Origin of the sequence: Pseudomonas sp. FSL L8-0168, from assembly GCF_037976155.1 — a bacterium.
GTDB lineage: Bacteria > Pseudomonadota > Gammaproteobacteria > Pseudomonadales > Pseudomonadaceae > Aquipseudomonas > Aquipseudomonas paracarnis.
This window is the reverse complement of record NZ_CP150262.1, coordinates 2712287-2728530: the sequence shown is the minus strand read 5'-3', so window position 1 is coordinate 2728530 and position 16244 is coordinate 2712287. Positions and strand designations below refer to the sequence as shown.

19 protein-coding genes and 1 tRNA gene are annotated in these 16244 nt (G+C 55.3%); 1 reads left to right on the top strand and 19 read right to left on the bottom strand.

The features are described from left to right. Positions 1-62 precede the first annotated feature (62 nt). From MHH62_RS11995 to MHH62_RS11915, 17 genes are all read right to left on the bottom strand, one after another. Positions 63-527 (bottom strand): single-stranded DNA-binding protein, encoded by a 465-nt coding sequence (locus MHH62_RS11995; protein WP_008437336.1) that lies wholly within the window; start codon positions 525-527, stop codon positions 63-65. Positions 528-542: 15 nt separating this feature from the next. After that, on the bottom strand, positions 543-1082 hold the full coding sequence (locus MHH62_RS11990) for a DUF3158 family protein (protein WP_008437334.1): 540 nt from the start codon (positions 1080-1082) through the stop codon (positions 543-545). Positions 1083-1087: 5 nt separating this feature from the next. After that, on the bottom strand, positions 1088-1813 hold the full coding sequence (locus MHH62_RS11985) for a TIGR03761 family integrating conjugative element protein (protein WP_008437331.1): 726 nt from the start codon (positions 1811-1813) through the stop codon (positions 1088-1090). Between the two features lie 68 nt (positions 1814-1881). Beyond that, complete coding sequence (locus tag MHH62_RS11980; RefSeq protein ID WP_124356005.1) at positions 1882-2472, bottom strand: hypothetical protein; 591 nt, start codon at positions 2470-2472, stop codon at positions 1882-1884. A gap of 203 nt (positions 2473-2675) precedes the next feature. After that, the gene (locus MHH62_RS11975; protein WP_019816979.1) at positions 2676-3977 is read right to left on the bottom strand and encodes an STY4528 family pathogenicity island replication protein; all 1302 of its coding nucleotides are present in this window, start codon (positions 3975-3977) and stop codon (positions 2676-2678) included. Further along, positions 3974-4669, bottom strand: a complete 696-nt coding sequence (locus MHH62_RS11970) for a DUF2857 domain-containing protein (protein ID WP_008437329.1) — start codon at positions 4667-4669, stop codon at positions 3974-3976. Before MHH62_RS11970 ends, MHH62_RS11975 begins: the two co-directional genes overlap by 4 nt. A gap of 28 nt (positions 4670-4697) precedes the next feature. Next, positions 4698-6464 carry a ParB family protein gene (locus MHH62_RS11965; protein WP_008437328.1) on the bottom strand — a complete coding sequence of 589 codons (1767 nt, stop codon included), beginning with the start codon at positions 6462-6464 and terminating at the stop codon, positions 4698-4700. Beyond that, positions 6461-6697, bottom strand: coding sequence for an Arc family DNA-binding protein (locus MHH62_RS11960; protein WP_008437327.1), 237 nt, complete (start codon positions 6695-6697; stop codon positions 6461-6463). The genes MHH62_RS11965 and MHH62_RS11960 overlap by 4 nt, the downstream gene beginning before the upstream one ends. A gap of 33 nt (positions 6698-6730) precedes the next feature. Further along, on the bottom strand, positions 6731-7732 hold the full coding sequence (gene yejK, locus MHH62_RS11955) for a nucleoid-associated protein YejK (protein WP_008437326.1): 1002 nt from the start codon (positions 7730-7732) through the stop codon (positions 6731-6733). Then, positions 7732-7971: a type II toxin-antitoxin system HicA family toxin gene (locus tag MHH62_RS11950; protein WP_008437325.1), complete on the bottom strand. Its 240-nt coding sequence runs from the start codon at positions 7969-7971 to the stop codon at positions 7732-7734. The genes yejK and MHH62_RS11950 overlap by 1 nt, the downstream gene beginning before the upstream one ends. Further along, the gene (locus MHH62_RS11945) at positions 7968-8489 is read right to left on the bottom strand and encodes a hypothetical protein (RefSeq protein WP_008437321.1); all 522 of its coding nucleotides are present in this window, start codon (positions 8487-8489) and stop codon (positions 7968-7970) included. The genes MHH62_RS11950 and MHH62_RS11945 overlap by 4 nt, the downstream gene beginning before the upstream one ends. 180 nt (positions 8490-8669) lie before the next feature. Beyond that, positions 8670-10019, bottom strand: a complete 1350-nt coding sequence (gene dnaB, locus MHH62_RS11940; RefSeq protein WP_008437319.1) for a replicative DNA helicase — start codon at positions 10017-10019, stop codon at positions 8670-8672. Beyond that, the gene (locus tag MHH62_RS11935) at positions 10016-10234 is read right to left on the bottom strand and encodes a hypothetical protein (RefSeq protein WP_008437317.1); all 219 of its coding nucleotides are present in this window, start codon (positions 10232-10234) and stop codon (positions 10016-10018) included. Before MHH62_RS11935 ends, dnaB begins: the two co-directional genes overlap by 4 nt. After that, positions 10218-10937 (bottom strand): HNH endonuclease signature motif containing protein, encoded by a 720-nt coding sequence (locus MHH62_RS11930; protein ID WP_020301295.1) that lies wholly within the window; start codon positions 10935-10937, stop codon positions 10218-10220. The genes MHH62_RS11935 and MHH62_RS11930 overlap by 17 nt, the downstream gene beginning before the upstream one ends. Further along, positions 10934-11635 (bottom strand): DUF2786 domain-containing protein, encoded by a 702-nt coding sequence (locus MHH62_RS11925; RefSeq protein WP_008437315.1) that lies wholly within the window; start codon positions 11633-11635, stop codon positions 10934-10936. The genes MHH62_RS11930 and MHH62_RS11925 overlap by 4 nt, the downstream gene beginning before the upstream one ends. Beyond that, positions 11632-12390, bottom strand: a complete 759-nt coding sequence (locus tag MHH62_RS11920; RefSeq protein WP_008437314.1) for a hypothetical protein — start codon at positions 12388-12390, stop codon at positions 11632-11634. Before MHH62_RS11920 ends, MHH62_RS11925 begins: the two co-directional genes overlap by 4 nt. A 1-nt stretch (position 12391) precedes the next feature. Then, positions 12392-13252, bottom strand: a complete 861-nt coding sequence (locus MHH62_RS11915) for a ParA family protein (RefSeq protein WP_008437313.1) — start codon at positions 13250-13252, stop codon at positions 12392-12394. Positions 13253-13494: 242 nt separating this feature from the next. On the opposite strand from MHH62_RS11915, the gene MHH62_RS11910 reads away from it, so the two are divergent. Further along, positions 13495-13571: transfer RNA gene (locus MHH62_RS11910), tRNA-Pro, on the top strand. 105 nt (positions 13572-13676) lie between these two features. On the opposite strand, the gene MHH62_RS11905 is transcribed toward MHH62_RS11910, so the two are convergent. Both MHH62_RS11905 and MHH62_RS11900 read right to left on the bottom strand, forming a co-directional pair. Then, entirely contained in the window at positions 13677-14618 is a 942-nt protein-coding gene (locus MHH62_RS11905) for a transposase (RefSeq protein ID WP_339233034.1), read from the bottom strand. Between the two features lie 324 nt (positions 14619-14942). Then, positions 14943-16241 (bottom strand): NAD(P)/FAD-dependent oxidoreductase, encoded by a 1299-nt coding sequence (locus MHH62_RS11900; RefSeq protein ID WP_339232986.1) that lies wholly within the window; start codon positions 16239-16241, stop codon positions 14943-14945. Positions 16242-16244: the final 3 nt, after the last annotated feature.

Here is a 16244-nt window from a genome sequence, read left to right as displayed (position 1 = left end):
ATGAGCTGTTTCCCCCAACACCGACAGCTACACGAATGGGCCGAAAAATTAAGCCCCTGTTTTCAGAATTGCGGTGGATCGGTATCTGGATATTCATCCGGGCCTGGAGCTGGCTGCGGCCGCGATTCGGGTCTGTTGGACTGTTGCGAATTCTGGTTTTGCGAAGGCGCCAGATTCACCATGGTCACGCGGTGTGGCAGCATGCCGACCCGGCTGGCCTGGATTTTCAAAGCTTCGAATTCGCCATCGTCGTTCTTCCAACGGTCCATAACGGCGCGACCGGAAACCAGCACTCGCATACCTTTCTGGAACAGTTGCGAATAATGCTCGGCGTCCTTGTGCCACCACTCCACATTCGCCCAAAAACCGCCACGATCTTCGTAGCCGCCTTTGCCATCCGGAATCGAATTGTCGAAGTAAACGTTGGCTCGCATGAGTCGACGTGGGTCTTTATTGCCGTTGGGGAATTCTTTGAATTCCGGTGCAGAACCGATATTGCCTTCCCAGCCTTGTACGGGCGTGCCCATGAGTATTCTCCGAGGTTATTGGTGTTGCGTTGGGTTGTTGAGCTGCTGCAGGCGAGCGGTATACACGGCCTCTGCCTGGCCCATTTTTTCTGCGCACTCGGCGGCCTGTTTGGTGATCGAGTGCAGCAAACTCATTTGCATATTCAAGGTGATGCGCTGCAGCTCCATCACGTAAAGATCCTGCAGCATGGATTCCGGTGTTCTGGGTGAGCCCATCATTTCTGCCCAAACCCCTACGCCCATCCGCCGATCTGTCACCTGCTGCCATCTCAAAAACTGGGTGCCGGCTTGGGTGTTCTGCTCAGTCAACCGCACTGGAACTAGGGTGAATGGATATCGGCGGGCCTGGCTCAGCACTTCCTGGGCAAGAGCTTTTAAGTCCGATTCTTGAGCTCGGCAAAGATCGGCAAATTGGGTCAGCTCCCCCTTACCTTTAAAAGGCTTTAAAAGGCCCTTTAGTGAGGCAGCCTGTTGCAGTCGCTGAAAGGCTTCCTGTTGCAGTGGCCGGAAGGCGGTCTGTTGCAGCGACCCATCATTGGAGGGAATCTGGCCCATGCTCTTTAACCCTCAACGGGGTCATCGAGATGATCATCCGTCTCGGTTTGCTGCTGACCGCGGATGATCGGTGGCGCGAAATTCGAACGGCGGGTGCCTTCCAGGATGTCTTGTGGCAGCTCACCGTACCGCTCGTACATTTTGCGGGCTGCTTCAGCCTTGGCATTGTTTGCAGCGAAGTCGTCGCGGGCAGCGCCTGAGTACTTATAGATCTGGGCCAGACCAAACAGTCTCCGCAGTACCGCTGCGCCTTCGTCGATCCAGGTTTCCATATCGTGGCGCCCGACAAGGCCAACGTGCTGGGCCAACAGAATGCGTCTGACAATTTCGTCGTAGTTCGTCAGCAGGTACACAGCCTGAAATCCCAGGGGATTGGAGATGTACAGCGGGAGGCTGACAGGCTGGATCGAGAGGTTTTCGCTAATGCTGATGGCCGGTGGAAGAGAGGCCATGGCTGTGTCCAGGCGATCTTCGATGGTCTTTAACGCTTCCTTGGAATCGTTGATCTTTTCCTCGAGGAGGATCATCCACCAGTCAGAGTAGGGATCATCCTGTTGGGCGCCTCGAGACATTCGATTGACGACAGTGCAGAACCCTGACAGACCAATGATGCCGGCTTTGAGGTCATTTTTAGGGCGCCCCATCCATATACGAGCGGCGTGGTGAGTGTGAAGGGTGAGCTTCACATCGCTGCGCAGTGAACCGATGTTGAGCCGGAAGTTATCAGCCATGGTGCAGTGTTTCCTTGGGAAGAGGATTGACGTACCCATGCTGCAATTTGGCTATAGGAGACGCAGCATTAAATACGTAGCCCGATGGAAGGGGATTTGTTGAGGCTTCTATATAGGAAGAGCTGAAACTCGCCGGTGCGGACCGAATCCCTTGCGTGGCGGCCACCTCCGGTGCCGGATGCTGTCAGGGTGTTGTGGGCCACAACACTTGCCATGTCGCCGGCACGGATGCCGGATCCTGCCAAGGTGGTGCGGGCCGCACCACTTATATGGCTGCCACCTCCGGTGCCGGATGCTGTCAGGGTGTTGTGGGCCACAACACTTGCCATGTCGCCGGCACGGATGCCGGATCCTGCCAAGGTGGTGCGGGCCGCACCACTTATATGGCTGCCACCTCCGGTGCCGGATGCTGTCAGGGTGTTGTGGGCCACAACACTTGCCGTGTCGCCGGCACGGATGCCGGATCCTGCCAAGGTGGTGCGGGCCGCACCACTTATATGGCGGCCACCTCCGGTGCCGGATGCTGTCAGGGTGTTGTGGGCCACAACACTTGCCATGTCGCCGGCACGGATGCCGGATCCTGCCAAGGTGGTGCGGGCCGCACCACTTATATGGCGGCCACCTCCGGTGCCGGATGCTGTCAGGGTGTTGTGGGCCACAACACTTGCCGTGTCGCTGGCACGAATGCCGGATCCTGGGCAAGTGATTTGGGCCGAGTCACTTGCGTGGCGGCCGCGGCGTATTTCGGTTCCTGTCAGGGTGTTGCGGGCCGCAACACTTGCTGTGTAGCTGGCACAGATTCCGGTCACGACCGCTTCGCTCTGGGCCGCGTTACCACGATATTCTGGTTGTCCACCTGACATCATGGATGTGTACCCCGATTAGGCTTCAGCAGATGCAGCATTCCGCTGAGTGTGTGTTTTGCGGTTTGTATCGACTCAGGGCTACGCGTCTGCGTTAGCGTCTTCGTCGGCTGCTCTGCGCCCTCTGGCGGGGCTGAAGCGTCTTGACGCTCGGGGCTCGCTTTTGCCTTGTCGTCAGGGTTCCATTGGCTGTTGAAATCGCCGCGAACGGCCATGCCGACGAGCGTCATTAAGTATCCAAGCGGGTTTCGGACCCCTCCCGAGTCACAGCGGTGGACCCATTGTTTGATGAGCGCGGTTTTCAACTCTGCTGGAACCTTTTGCAGCGCCAGGACCGCGTTCTGTTTTTGCTCGACCGGTAGTCGATGCAGTGCACCGAGCAAATCGGCAGCGATGTCGTTTGGTGTGGGCGGTACATGTACAGAGCTTTTACAAACATCTTTGTGTGTATCTGTATACGTACTATATGAGTTCGGATGCCGAACTAAGTCCGAACTCAGTGATTTACGGCTGAGTTCGGCATCCGAACTCTGCTCCAAAGCGATTCGCTCTTCGCCTTTTTCACTGAGTTCGGTATCCGAACTCAGTGGAGATAGAGCTATATTTTGCTGAGTTCGGATTCCGAACTCAGTCGCTTTAAGAACGACTGGAGCCTGCGCTTTGGTCCAGGCCTGGCTATTCATGCGGGATTCGATGATGTCCAGCCTGCTAGGTAAGCGTTGGCCAACATCAGGATCAGCTGCAAATTCCTTCCAGGCAATTTCTGCCACTTCGCGAATCACCTTGGTCTGGTGCTGCATTGACTGCGCGAGTAGCTGCAAGTAGTCCTTGTCGAACTCTATAGCTTCGGCCGGTGTGACCGGTTCGTCGTGAAGCAGGTAGACGTTGCCTTGCACTTGTCCACTCAGATCATTGCGCACCCGTCGCCCCAGGCTAAGCCAACGGGTGAGACGTAAGGTCACTAATGCTTTTGATACAGTTTCACGCGAGGCAGGCCTACCGGGTTGCATACCCAAATATGGCCGCAGTTGGTCATAGGTAGGGAACGCCGTAAGGCCGTCGTCATTGATCAGTAGGCGAAATACCTGCCAGGTGTTTCTTTCAAGCGGGGTTAAGCGATCATCCAAAAGCAATCGGCGAGGAACCGTTTCGTGTGGGTTCCCGCTGAAAATAATTCCGGAGTAGGGGGAAGACCCTTCAATCCCCGGAGGCGCCGACTCTTTTTTCTGAAGCAAATGAGCTTCAAGGTGACCCGAGGCCGAGTCTAAAAGCGTCGACAAGGGAAGCCGAGACAACCTCATAATACAGAGTCACCTTCCACCGATGTCGCTGCAGGCTGTGCAAGTCGTTGAGAAGACACAAGCTGTAGCCTTCTCGGAAGGCCAGGGTTTGCAGGAGGGTAAAGCCCTTCCTTTATCCAGGACTGAATGCGATGCCAGATGATGGCCAGGCTGAGGTTTTCGTGGGTCTCATCTGGGCTAGTATCCTGTGGAGCATTGAGTTCCTCGGCGACCAACATGGCGATGTCCAGCAACGCGAGACTGTCGCCAAGCTCTACCTGATGCTCTTGCATTAGGTGCGTCCATCGGTACCAAAGCTGAGCGTCCATCTCCTCACTGAATTCGCGCCAACGGCCACGACGTGCCGTCACGCCGATCATTAGGCGTTGAAGGGCCACATCCTGCGGAGACAGCCCGAAGAACTGTTGCAGCATTTGAGTGGTCGCGCCAAGTCGCAGCGCACGTTCAATCATGCGCACTTCTTCATCAGAACGCTGCGCGCCTGACAGTAGTTTTTTTACCATGTCCCCATCAATGGTGACGTTGCACCAAGACACGGGAGTGTTAAGCAGCAAGCTCAGTACTGAAGGTTGTTGGAGCTGAGCCAATATCTCTGGCTCCAGGCCCATTTCGATGCAGCGCCGAAGTTGGCCATTACGCATGTGATGAAGCACCTGTGACAGGATTGCTTCATTTATTGGTGTCTTGGACATGACGACTCCCCCTTGTAGAGTCCGTGTGTTAACTGGCTGAATTCGGACCGTTGTTGGCGACTGACTGGATTTCCAGGTCAATCAAACGTCTTGCGAGACGAATAATGCGGAACAGCTTCACTAGAGCGCCGTCGCTGAGACGGCATTCACTTTCAGGGGGCTGATCTTTTGTGTGAGGCTGGCCCAGTAAGATCTGGCCCAGTCCGGCTGCGAACTCAAAGTCAGCCAACGCGTCGATTTGAAGCTTGGGTTGCTGCTGAATCATTTTCAGTACGATGGCCATCGAGCCGCTCAAAGACTGGAGCAGCGTCAAGGTATGTTGGGCTGTGGCAGTAATTTCGACTTCCGCTTCGGGGTGTCGGTAGCTGAACCCGACGCCACCATCGATATCGATAAATTGACCTGGGGCTTTGACCGAGCTGGCTATTTCGCGAGCCAATTGAGCGATGTGCTGACGCAGGGTCGCGGTATTGTCTATTTCGCGTTCGATGTACCAAAGGTCAGAAATGGGATTGAGTCCGCCAGCTTGAACAGGGATGGCCACCAAGGCATTGGAGGCGAAGTCGGGCAAGACCTCACCGTCAAGCGCAGCGAGCTCCCGTTTCATCTTGTCGACTCTGGGAGAAGTCTTCACAGGGCTCGCAACGTGCCCATCGATACGTGCTTGGCGCTCTTGTGGGCTCATTTGCTCCTGCGGAGTTGGGGCCAGTTGCTGTTGCACCCCTTGAGGTGAAGGACTCTCTTTGGAGGGCGTCGTCTTATGTGTGCTGCCCCCCGAAGTAGTAGGGGGTAGTTGTAGAGGGTTCTGATTAGCCTCAATGCCATTGTTCGAAACGTTAAGTTGAGTCCCCCCCTCAAATTGCGATGCAGGGTACTGTGGCAGCTCAAGAACCGGCGTAGACCGGCGCAATTGGTCCTGGTTCTGAGTGATTTCCAACAGTATTTGCTCGTAGCCGAGGTTCAGCGGCTTTTTAAGGTGATCTATCAGTTCGTCCTGAAATCGCTGGAATAGAAATTCTTCAGCGTCGCCCTCAAACTGGGACAGTACATCTTGGAAAAGCGTATCGAAATCAAGGTGCTGCTCCTGCTCTTGATAATTGCGATCCCAGCACTGAAGAGCTGTTTTGCGCAAAGACAGAAGCTTTATGATTCTGTCTACTCCCAGTCCAGAGTACAGCGCGCCTGGAATTGCTGGCAGTAAGTACCGAATGGTGTCGTGCATACGACTCAAGTGAGACGCGGAGACCGGGTAGCCATCCGCTGACAGCCGCCGTGAAAGCTCACGTAATGAGATAGACTCCCCTGCCTCTGTTTCATACAGCGCTCTCGCTTTGTCGACCCCAATAGCCCGCTCAATGAACAGGAGCTGGCCTTGGAGGTCGTTTTCAGCCAAGTGGCCGGTGAGCGAGATGATTTCGCCCCGAACGGCGTCCCAGGGTCGAAATAGGCAGTGAAACTTGAAGTACTTCTCGTCGCCGGTCTCACGATACAACTCGTTTAAAATTGCCAGGCGAGTGTTGCCGCCGTTGCGGATCCGGTACTTATCTTCCCCAGGTTTACGAGTGACGGGAGGTGGCGTATCGAGTCCCCGATTTCGTATCGACTCTTTAATTTCATCGTACTTCGGGTTACGAGTCGTCCTTGGGTTTTCGTCATACGGCAGCGTTTCGTCGAGAGTCAACAGCATGGGGGTATCGACGATGGGGTCGCTCATTCGCGCTGCCACCGGCGACTTCGATTCAAACGCCGGCAGCAACAGCTTATCTTTCATGGTTTGGGCCAAAGACGCTTTCATACTCTGGCTCCTGGCTGCTCATAAGCCGGGCTTGCCGCCAAAAGCTGGTCAATGATTTTCAAAGCACGATCCAGAGCAGCTTCAAGTTCGGCAGTTGTCTCCAGCCGATAAACAATTTCTGAGTTCATCGACCTGGCGTTTTCACGTGCTTCCAACGCGATGCGTTCGCGCATCCCGTCGGGCAGGCGAATAACGAATTTTTCTTCATGCAGACGCTGTGGTTTGTTACTCATGGTGGGCTCCGATGCCTAGGGTAGAAAGTGTGTTCAGCGACGTTTCAACTGATCAGTGAGTTGGGTAGGTAACCCCTTGATGACTAATGAATTGGACGCCTCGTCGTACTCGATCTTGTCCCCTAGCAGATGCGCTTCAAAACTGATGGACAAGCCTTCGGCACGGCCGGTGAACCGACGGAATTGGTTGAGAGTGCGTTTATCCAGGGGGATTTCCGGCGACAGGCCGTAGTCCTTATTGCGGATATGGTCGTAGAACGCCTTGGGGCGATCTTCATCGATCAAGCCTGACAGTTCCTCCAGGCCCATGGGTTCACCGAGCTTGGCCTGGCTGGTGGCGTAGTCCACCAGGGCCTTGGTTTTCTCGCGGGCCGATTCGTCTGGCAGGTCTTCGTTTTCAACGAAGTCGCTGAACGCCTTGAGGAGGGCGCGGGTTTCGCCCGGGCCGTCGACGCCTTCCATGCAGCCAATGAAGTCGCTGAAATACCCCGAGATCTTCTTACCGTTTTTGCCTTTGATGTACGAGATGTACTGCTTGGATTGCTTGTTGTTCTGCCACTCGGACAAGTTGATACGCGCTGCCAGGTGCAACTGGCCAACGTCCAGGTGGCGTGAAGGAGTGACGTCCAGATCGTCAGTAACCACCACGCCTTCACTGTGGTGGAGCAGGGCGACAGTTAGGTAGTCGGTCATGCCTTGCTGGTAATGGGCAAACAGTACGTGGCCACCGGTGGAGAGGTTGGACTCTTCCATCAGCTTTTGCAGATGCTCGACCGCCGTGTGGCTGAAGGCGGTGAAGTCCTGGTCACCTTCAAAGTACTGCTTTAACCAGCCGCTAAACGGGTGCGCGCCGGACTCGGCATGGAAGAAACCCCAGGCCTTGCCTTGTTTGGCGTTATAGCTCTCGTTGAGGTCGGCAAGCATGTTCTCGATGGCGACCGATTCGGATAGCTCCGAATCGCGTGCCTGGAGAACAGCAGGTGTGCCATCGGGTTTTTTGTCGATCAGGTGGACGATGCAATGACGGATAGGCATTAGATTGCCTCCTGCGAGTGTAGGGTTTGAGCTCGATCAGCACGACGAATACGGGCTTTGGCGTTGAGGCCTGAGCGGTAATCGCTTGCGGTTGATGAGGTGTAAATCGATCCAAGGCCAGATTTCGTGAACTTGATATGGCCACCTTGAGTGCGAGACACCGTCCAGCCATTCGCTTCAGCAAACTTCACGAGTACACGAAGGCTCTCGCTTTTTCCGCGTAGGAGATTGGTGGTCATAGCTCTGCATCCCTGTCTGCCAGAACGTTACCGGTCTGGATCGCGATGATTTCAGCCTGATCGCCAGGAAACTTGGTACCGAGCTCATGCAAAAAGTGACGCGTAGCCTCACGTGCTCCAGGCACGCGGAACACCACGCTGCAGTGCTGAACTTCCGCGGGGTGTTGCAGGTGAGACATGACGGCCACTTTCAGCGAGCAGCACTGGAGGTAGCGGGGCACCCAAACCGACCAGAAGTAGCTGGATAGCAAGGCGCCCGCACAGAGCAGTTCAACGGTAATTGTTGCGCTGGGCGTGTTGGTCAGCTCGACGTAGCCGAGCTTCTCAAACTCCAACAGATCCTCACGCATGCTCATTGGGACCACGGTGCTGTGGTCACGAGCAAGGCGGCCGATCGCTTGAGCTAATGCGTCGAGCTCCACCGGGTTGATCCCAGATTTATGGGCATGAGCCACAGCAGAGGCTTCGAACACGGCACCGGCATGGATACTAGGAAATAGCTCGGCGCTACTGTGCATCCGACACCTCCTGAAGCTCCTCGATGTCATAGCTATTGCAAGTAGGGCAAATAAGCTCGTCCACTTCACCGCCGGGTAAGGCTGGAGCGCCACTCACTTGATGTTTCGGGTGGTGGCTATCGCATTGAAGGCACCAGTGAGTGATGCGTACGAGAGTATTCATCGCTGAGGTGTGCTTTTTCATAGTTGAGCCCCTTGCCAGCCGGCGTTGGGACTGAGGTTGGCAAACCGGGTCTGATTGGCGATGAAGGCTGTTCGTACGGTCCCAGTTGGGCCGTTACGCGCCTTGCCGAGAATGATTTCTGCAATGCCTTTGTGTTCGCTCTGAGGGTGGTACACCTCGTCCCGGTAGACGAACATAATCAGGTCCGCGTCCTGTTCAATCGCACCGCTATCACGCAGGTCTGCGTTGATCGGACGCTTATTTGGCCGTCGCTCCAGTTCTCGGTTGAGCTGGGAAAGCGCAACCACCGGGCAATTCATCTCTTTCGCTAGGGCCTTGAGGGACTGGGATATAGCGCTGATCTCGTTGGCCCTGTTTTCCTGACCTGGGCAGCGCATGAGCTGCAGGTAATCGATCAGGATCAAGCTCGGGTGTCCGAAGCGACGAGCTGCTCGACGAGATTTAGCTCTGATTACTGCAGGCGTGAGCGCTGATGAGTCGTCGATGACCAGCCGCTCTCCATAGCCATTAATACGAGAAACCGCTGCAGTCAGCTTCGGCCAATCATCATCATCGAGCTTGCCCTTCAATAGCCTGCCCAGATCGATATGGCCTAGGATGCCCATCAATCGATACATCAGTGCTTTGGCCGGCATTTCCATGCTGAAAACCTGAACTGTACGATCAAGCTTTGCCTGCAGAGCCGTATCTATGAAGTTCAAGGCCAGAGAGGTCTTCCCCATAGACGGGCGCGCGCCGAGGATGATCAGGTCGGCTTCTTGAAAACCCGACGTCAGCTCGTCCAGGTCCTCCAGGCCTGAAGGCAGGCCGGTCACGGTGATATTGCCGTTGAAATGTTCGTCTATTTGTTCGACGACGTTCGTCAGGCATTGGTTGATATTGACGAATTCCGTTGCGCTCTTGCCTTCACCCAGAGCGAACAGTTGCTGTTCAATTGATTCTTGAACATCCTCCGCACTTGCCAACGGGTCTGTCGCCTCGCGAGAGCATTGGTATCCAAGGGACATGAGCTGTCTGAGCCGAGAGCGATTACGCACGATGGATGCGTAATGCTCGATGTTGGCTACAGACGGCGTGTTTTTGGCCAGCTCGCCCAGATAGCTCAGCCCTCCGGCTTCGTCTGGCTCCTCCAACGCGTTGTGGACGGTGACGATGTCGAACGGAATGGACTTGTCAGCAAGGCTTGCCATTGTCCGGAACAGCAACCGATGGTCGTGTCGGAAAAAATCAGAGGCATCCAGTTTGTCTGCGACGAGATCCCAGGTGTTGTTGTCGAGCAGTAGCCCACCTAACACACCTTGTTCAGCCTCTACGGAGTAGGGAGGTGAGAGGTCAAGGTGATTCATTTCCCAGACTCCTGGCCTATCTGAAGAAAACCACTCCCGTTGCGTGCCCCCAGGGCTTTGACCATGTCGACTTCAACCTTCGCTGAATTGATCATGACCTGAGCAACCTCGGCAACCGCTTTGGCCCGTTCGATTTCCATTGGTCTTTCTGGGTCCAGGAGGCTCTCGATCGCGACGAACAGGTGATTACGTAGATCTTCAATCTTGTTCTTCATGTTCAACCTCCCGGATGGTGCGTTTGAGTTTGCCGATAGCGCGTATTGCGGATTTCAGCTCTTCCGGATACCGATGAATGGTGTTCCGACGCATACGTTCTGCTCTCGTCAGCAACTCCAGGTTATTCAGGGCTATATGGGCCTTGTTGCCGTCCTTGAAGCACACGCACATGTTTATAGGGACTGGTCCGTGATGCTCCTCCCAAAGCAGTACATGCACGGCTTTCCAGTCAACGGGTGGGTAACCGGTATCGGTGATTTTCTTCTGCTGATAACCGTCAGGAGTTGTGCGCAGGCTGCCAATAGGCAGCCAGTTCCCCGGTTTATTGCCGGCCTTAAACTGCGTCTGAGTCATACGGCCAGAGGAGGGGAGCCCCTTAAGGCCCTTATTCCATGGGACGGATCCCTTGGGAAAGCGGAATTCTGCGCCCAACTTGCCGTCAAGCCGGCCACAGAGACTACTGCGAAGAAACTCGGCGCTTTTGCTCAAGCCCAGCCGTTTGGCTTTGGCATAGACCTGATAGACGCTGAGCCCCAATTCGGCGGCTAGGACCTGAGTCGGTTCATTGGGATAGCGGGCAATGAGCGAGCGCTCTTCTGCCTCACTCCAAACATGGTGTTTGTGAACCGGGGCAAGCCCAAGTTGGGATCTGGCTTGTTCCAGCGCCGCCATGGCCAAAGGTGAAAGCGAATGAGTTCTCATTGGCTCCCTCCATGCCCAAGGGCTCCTTGTGACTGCTGTCCGACACCACGATGCAGCCTGGCATGCTTGCCCTGGTCCCATCCCGCTTGCAAAGAGCGGGTGTCATGACCTTTGGCTTCGATGGGCTTGATAATGGCTAGCGTTAGTTTTGGATGATGCCATTCCAGGTAGGCTTGGATCTCCAGCGCAGTGTTTTCGTCTATCCCACCTGCAAACTGGTTCACCTTAGAGGCGACGGCATTGAGCCAGCCCTCGGCAAACAGTTGGCCGCGGTGACGTTTGGTTTTCAGTTGGCAGCGCTTCTGCTGGGCAACATGAGCTCGTCGGGCTGCGACAAGCTGGTGATGCAGCGTTGAATAGGTGTGAGCTGCCAGATCGGGTGAAATACCTTTCCCCAAGAACTTGAAGGACCAGCCAAGTAGCGGATTGAAATACGCCAAGTGGCTGCAATCGAAGGCTTGGGAACAGATTGAGGCCAGGTTGTGCAGCCAATCCTGCGGTGCCCGACGGGTTTTGGTACCCACAATGGATTCTTCGATTGTATGGGCAGCGACTTCGGTGTGTTCCAAGTTGTACTGATTCATCAAATGGCGAGCTTGACGAAGTGCAATTTCCACTTCGTTTGGGGCAGCGCCTTGTGACTTGGCCAGCGCCATGAGTTTGGCGACCTTGCTGAGGACTTTTTGCTTGTCCATCATTCACCCCCTTCCTGTTGGAGGCGGGGGGAGAGCGCCTCTGACCACAGGCGAAGTGTTTCTTCCTCATCAGCAGAGAGGTGAGTCCGGGCAAGGCAGTCCGCAACCTTCTGTTTCAGGGCATCAAGGCGGTCTTGAACACTTGACCCATCGTCGTAAGCAATCTCTTGCTCAACAGCTTGCACAACGTCATTACGAAGAGAGAGAACCGTGCTTATCCAAAAAGCACTTGGGCTGGTCCAGCCAATGAGCTTTCGAGTTCTGGCAGGCGACAGGTAATCACGGAGCCTGAGATTGAACTCCCTAGGGGAATAACCATTCCTGAAAACGTCTGCTCGATTAAGCGTCAGCGCTGTTTTAAGAATATCTAGAAGAGGGTCCAAAGCCGTTGGCTCAGGAGCAAAGGGTTCTAAATATGTTTCAGCTACCAGGCGTTTGGCTTCGGCATATCGACTTTGCTGACGGCGTTTGGCTTGGTTTTCGTCGCGGCCGCGCTTTTCCTTCGCGTGCTTAATGTTCGAGTTCACTGACTCGATAAGCTTCGCGGCGTCCTGCAAAAGCTGAAGCTGGTCAACGCTCAACTGAGCGCCAATCCGACCGGGTAATTGGTAACCGCTTGTCAGGGCTCGGATTTCTCGTGCGGTTCCACTGAGCTTGGCTTGCAAGCTGCGCAATTGCTGAGCGCTGTAGTACTTGCCAACCTCTAGGATGAGGTTTGCAGTAATACTGCGGGCGTCGGTAATGGAGGGCTTCGCCATTTCAACGACCCTCCCTCACCAAGTTAGCTACCTTTTCCTCGGTCATGGCCTCGAAGCGGTCACGCCATTCTGGAAAAAGCTCAATGGCCAATTGGCGGATCACGACAAGGGCTGCAGGGGATATGCGGTTGGAAGGCTGTCTGTATTCCAAGCGGTGTACTGGGACGCCCAGGGATGAACTGTTACGAAACACCACTGCGGAGGGGACGACGCATTCCAGAACGTTGATTTCGTCATTGTCCTGGAAAATTTCCCGTACCGACTGCTCGATCATTTGCGCGTCGGTGGTTTGGTCGAGATTGTTGACGACGATCCGCACAGGAGGGATTTTCATGCCCAGGCGCCCATAGGCGCGCAGGCCGTCCAGCATCTGCATGGATCCCCGGCTGAACTCCCGTGCAGCGAGCATATTGGGCGGAAGTGGGGATATGACCAAATCAGAGGCTAGGACCACCATTTCGAGCATTGCCGACCTGGCGCCTTGGGTGTCAATCAGTACCAGGTCGAAATGATCTTTGAAGCCCGGCATCAGGTTGGCGAGTCGCAACCGTCCGTCAGGTGCTTGCAGGATCAGGCTGTTCAGTTGGTTGTTGATGTCGTTGGAAATGACAAGCGACAGGTTTGGTATCGTGGTGCTGGATATGATCTTGGCTGATTCGGTGATATTGAATGCCAGCAGGTCGTAGATGCCTCCTTGAGCTTCATCGACCAATTGGTAATACGAGGAGAGCGAAGGCTGTGCAGGATCTAGGTCGATCATGAGCACGCGCAGGCCTGCATCCGCACAAAAAGCGCCGAGGTTGGCCTCGATGGTAGTTTTGCCTACGCCGCCTTTGGTCGAAACGACCGCAGAGATTTTCATGGTTTGGAGCCTCTAATGTGGGTTCATTAGAGGCTGCGAGGCCACGGAAACAGCTATGTGTAGCGAACACGATCCTGGGCTATGAAGCACTAAAACCAATTGTCTTTTAACCAATTGGTCGTAGGTTCGAATCCCACACGACCCACCATTTTTGAGACCAGTTAACGCTGGAATCGAATCTTAAGATCAGAGGCCAAAAGCGCTGATCGAAGAAGGCGACTGAAAGGTCGCCTTTTTATTACCGGGGTATAGCGCAGTCCGGTAGCGCGCCTGCTTTGGGAGCAGGATGTCGGGAGTTCGAATCCCCCTACCCCGACCATATTAAAAATCCTCGTATCGAAAGATACGGGGATTTTTTTTGTGCTCGCAAATTCTGAATTCACCGCAAAATAAAGTGGGAGATTCTATGGTTGAGGGGCAACCCTCAACCAACTTTTGGCTGATATTCGCTTTGCCCTTTCAGCAGAGCGAACACCACCCTAGCAAGCTTGCGGGCCAGTATTACCAGCGCCTGTGTGGTGCTATAGCCTCGCGCCCTCTGTGCTTGATAAAACGCTTTCCATGTCTCTGTTCGGCTAGCCGCCATCGCTGCGTTATGCAGCAGGCGCCGAGCTTCTGAGTCGCCGCGCTTACTTAAACTACGACGACCATCCTTCTGTCCTGACTTGTTGACGCGCAAATCCATACCAAGAAAGGCGATAAACGCGTCCGAATTCCTGAACTCTCCCCGTTGGAAGGTGGCAATCAAACGCGCGCCAGTCAAAAAACCGATGCCTTCGACTTTCAAGCAACGCTTCAACTGACCCAGTAAACCTGCTTCTTTCAGGCAGTCACTGATCATTTTTTCGATTAGCCCTTCCAGTCTCTGCATCGACTTCACCTGCTCGGCAAACGAGGCCTTAAGAAGCGGCTCGTTCGCCCAGCTTTGCGTCAGGCTGACGCGCGCCTGAACCAAGGCTGCGCGCCGACGAAACAGGCTTAGAAGATGGCGATACAGCGGTGATGGAGGTGTCCAGGGACGCAGTTCGTCTGCCTCCTTTCTCAAATAGCGGACGAGCAACTTGGCATCCAAAGCATCGGTCTTGGCCCGGATCTTCACGCTTTCGCGGTAATGCTTGAGCTCATAACCTCCAACCATGTAAACCACGCAACCAGCTTCATGAGCTAGATCAGCAAACTCCAAGTGGTAGATATTGGTGGCTTCAATTGCGATGGCCACTTTGCAGGACAAGGCCTTCAGCCATTTTTTGATAGCGGCTTTGGTGTTTGGGATTGTTTCTAACAGATCGGCTTCAGCGTGATAAATCACCAGTTCATTCTTAGCGACATCGACGCCTACGATTGGCTTTGAGACAGAAACTGGCATTGCCATGGGGCTTCCTCCGGGCTAAGGTTTTGAGCACTTGAAGGGCTCACCAGAGGCGCAGGCTTGTTCCTATCGTCGGTCATAGCCAGATGCATTCTTTATCGGCGCTTGGGTGAAAGGAGGAGGGGCGAAATCTCCCACGGTCTGTACTGCGTCAACAGTCAGAATCGGGCTTTGTCCCTTCTTCTCCTCCCTTCAAGTCCTAGCATACAAGCGGGCTTGCTCGCGAATGCGCTGTGTCAGTCAGTACATCTGTGACTGAACCACCGTATTCGCGAGCAAGCCCGCTCCCACATTTGCCAGGCCTCCTTCGAGACCAGGTTGTTAGTGCAATTTAAGGCGTGGCTCGGTGCCGCGGCCGATCTTGCTGCCCAGCATCAGCATCGCTGTGCGGAAGAACCCATACAGCGCCATCTGGTGCATGCGGTACAGCGACACGTAGAACATCCGCGCCAGCCAGCCTTCCAGCATCACACTGCCCGTCAGATTGCCCATCAGGTTACCCACCGCGGAAAAGCGCGACAGCGAGATCAGCGAGCCGTAGTCGGTGTACTTGTAGGTCGGCAGCTCCTTGCCATCGATTCGTAGCTTCAGCGACTTGGCGAGCAATGAGGCCTGTTGGTGAGCCGCTTGGGCCCGTGGCGGTACATTGCGGTCGGTGCCCGGTTGCGGGCAGGCGGCGCAATCACCAAAGGCGAAGATATTTTCGTCGCGGGTGGTTTGCAGAGTTTGCAGGACTTGCAGTTGGTTGATGCGGTTGGTTTCCAGACCGTCGATGTCCTTGAGGAAACCGGGTGCGCGGATACCGGCCGCCCAGACCTTGAGGCTGGCCGGAATCACCTGGCCGCTGCTGGTGATCAAGGCATCGGCAGTTACTTCACTGACCGCCGAGTTGGTCAGTACCGTCACCCCTAGTTTTTCCAGGGTCTTGTGCACTGGCCCACCGATCCGCTCCGGCAGTGCAGGTAATACCCGCGGGCCGGCTTCGATCAGGGTGATGTGCATGTTTTCTGGCTTGATACGGTCAAGGCCATAGGCAGCCAGTTCATGGGCGGCGTTATGCAGCTCGGCGGCCAGCTCGACCCCGGTGGCACCGGCGCCCACGATGGCGACGCTGATCTGTTCAACGGCGTCGGTCTGCCCGGCATGGGCGCGCAGGTAGTGGTTGAGCAGTTGCTGATGGAAGCGCTCGGCCTGCTTGCGGGTATCGAGGAACAGGCAATGTTGCGCTGCGCCCTCAGTGCCGAAGTCGTTGGTAGTGCTGCCTACCGCAATCACCAGGCTGTCATAGCCCAGCACGCGGGCAGGCACCAGTTCGCGGCCTTCTTCGTCGAGGGTGGCGGCCAGCTGGATTTTTTTCTGCTCACGGTCAAGCCCGCTCATGCGCCCTAGCTGGAACTCGAAGTGGTTCCATTTCGCCTGGGCAACATAGTTGAGTTCGTCTTCAGAGGAGTTCAGTGAGCCGGCCGCCACTTCGTGCAGTAACGGCTTCCAGATGTGGGTCAGGTTGGTGTCGACCAGCGTGATGCTGGCCTTGCCACGCTTGCCCAGAGTCTTACCCAGGCGGGTAGCCAACTCCAGGCCGCCGGCACCGCCGCCGACGATAATAATACGATGGGTCATGGG